This window comes from Aeromicrobium sp., assembly GCF_049586495.1.
Classification (GTDB): Bacteria; Actinomycetota; Actinomycetes; order Propionibacteriales; family Nocardioidaceae; genus Aeromicrobium.
The window spans coordinates 1-2,160 of record NZ_JBAVCB010000002.1; the positions used below are offsets into that span (position 1 = coordinate 1).

A 2,160-nucleotide genomic window follows, 5' to 3' on the forward strand; every position below is an offset into this window, starting at 1 on the left:
GTGCAGGTGCACCGCCTGATCAGCGAAGGCACCATCGAGGAGTCGATCGCCGAGCTGATCGCCAGCAAGCGGTCGCTGGCCAACGCTGTTGTCAACGGCGGCGAGAGCGCCCTGACCGAGCTGTCCGACGCCGAGCTGGCTCGGCTCGTGGCACTGCGCCACTAGGGTTCCGGTCGTGATCCGACGCAGCGTGCCAGGGTTGATCGCGGCGCTGATGCTGCTGATGACGGCGGCCTGCGCGGGGGACGGGGATGCGGAACCGCAGATCTCGTCGTCGCCGAAGCCCATCACCACGATGAATGCCCCCGACCCGCGCATCGCCGGATTGAAGACCGACGACCCGACCGCCCGCGAGACCTACGCCTTCGCGGCGCAGGTGGCACTTCGGTACCAATTCAACGGCGAGTACCTGCGGTTGGCGCTGGGCGACATGGTGGACGCCGACTTCAACCAGTTCGAAGGTGTGCTGACAGCCAGCGCACTCAAGACCCTGCGCACGGCCGTCGGCGGCGCCGCATCCTTCGAAGACGACGCCAACACGGTGCGAGCCCTGACGTTCGTGGACTTCACCAGTGCGCTGGCCAACAGCGGCTTGTCCCTGCGAGACGATCCGCAGATCGTGATCAACCAGAAGATCACCAAGCCGAGGTACAAGTTCCAGCTCGGGTACCCCACCATCTGGCTCACCAGCACCGGCGACGTGCTGGTGCAGGGTGAGGCCGGCCAGACCGCGGTCGCTTACGCCGTGCGCATGAAGCTGGAGATCCACGAGACCAAGAAGGGGCTCCGCATCCATGCCTGGGACGCGACCTGGGCATTCAACGGAGACAAGCCCGCGGCGATCGCGTAACCCCGCACGGTAGTTTGTGGGGGTGCTCCTGCCGATCATCCAGCCTGTCGCCCTCGGTCCCAGCTTCATGGATCCCAACTGGTTGCTGGAGAACTTCGGCGGCACGTTCCTCTGGATCAGCCTGCTCATCATCTTTGTCGAGTGCGGACTGTTCTTCCCGTTCCTGCCCGGCGACAGCCTGCTGTTCGCGCTGGGTCTGTTCATCGCGGGCGAGAAGATCGACGTGCTCGGCATCGGCAATCCCCTTGTCGGGGTGTTCATCGCGATGACGCTGCTGACGATCGCTGCGTTCGCCGGCAACGTGGCCGGCTACGAGATCGGCCGCAAGATCGGGCCACCCCTGTACGAGCGCGACGGCCGCATTCTCAAGCGCAAGTATTTCGAGAAGACCGAGACGTTTTTTGCCAAGCACGGCAACAAGGCGTTGGTCATCGGTCGGTTCGTGCCCTTCGTGCGTACCTACATCACGGTGGTCGCCGGAGTGACGATGATGGACCGCGCCCGATTCTTCCGCTGGAGCGCCGTCGGTGCCGTGTTGTGGGTGCTGAGCATCACCCTGCTCGGCTACTTTCTCGGTCAGACGTTCCCGGCGCTCGGCGACAACATCGACTACGCGATCATCGCGATCCTCATCTTCTCCGTGGTGCCGATCGTCTACGAGGCGATCAAGCACCGCCGAGACCTCCGTCGTGAGCTCGAGGCCGAAGCCTGAGATTCACAGCAAGCGCAGGAACTCCACCTGGGCATTGCTTGACTTCTCGAACGGCTCGCCGTGGTAGATGTCGAAGTGGCCGATGTCGAACCGTTCGACCTGAACCTGTCCGTGGGTGCGCTGGGCGACCTTCTCGACTGCCGACACCGGAGCGATGCTGTCTTTCGCCGCCACGACGAGCAGCACCGGCATCTTGAGCTTGTTGGCGCTGGTGACCGGCCGGTTGGCCATGATCGGCAGGATCCCTCGCGCTCGCATCTCGTTGCGGAAGGTCGGTCCCATGATCAGCTGGTAGCCCGCCTCGCCGTCCTCGGAGGTGATTGCTGCGGTGCTGCCGGGAGGGCCCACGATCGGGATCATGTGTGGCGCCCGCCTGGTGAGCATGTGGCCGACGTCGCGCAGCGCGTGGCTGGTCAGCTTGAGCAGCTGCTTGGGTCCGGCGTAGTCGAGGATCTGGAACACCGCGCGGAGCCCGTCCATGGCAGCGCCTTGAGAGATCACTCCGGCAATGAACGGATCCTCGGCCGCCACCGCGATGACGTGCCCGCCGGAGTACGAGCTGCCCCACAGCACGATGCGCTCGGGGTCGACCTCCGCG

At 64.9% G+C, this 2,160-nt stretch carries 2 protein-coding genes and 1 pseudogene; 2 read left to right on the forward strand and 1 reads right to left on the reverse strand.

Annotated features, from left to right (window positions below):
• Positions 1 to 175 precede the first annotated feature (175 nt).
• Positions 176 to 850 (forward strand): hypothetical protein, encoded by a 675-nt coding sequence (locus WB508_RS00025; RefSeq protein WP_423842815.1) that lies wholly within the window; start codon positions 176 to 178, stop codon positions 848 to 850.
• 22 nt (positions 851 to 872) lie between these two features.
• Complete coding sequence (locus tag WB508_RS00030) at positions 873 to 1,562, forward strand: DedA family protein (RefSeq protein ID WP_423842816.1); 690 nt, start codon at positions 873 to 875, stop codon at positions 1,560 to 1,562.
• Between the two features lie 3 nt (positions 1,563 to 1,565).
• On the opposite strand, the pseudogene WB508_RS00035 reads toward WB508_RS00030, so the two are convergent.
• Positions 1,566 to 2,160, reverse strand: a pseudogene (locus WB508_RS00035) (alpha/beta hydrolase); the annotation flags it as partial.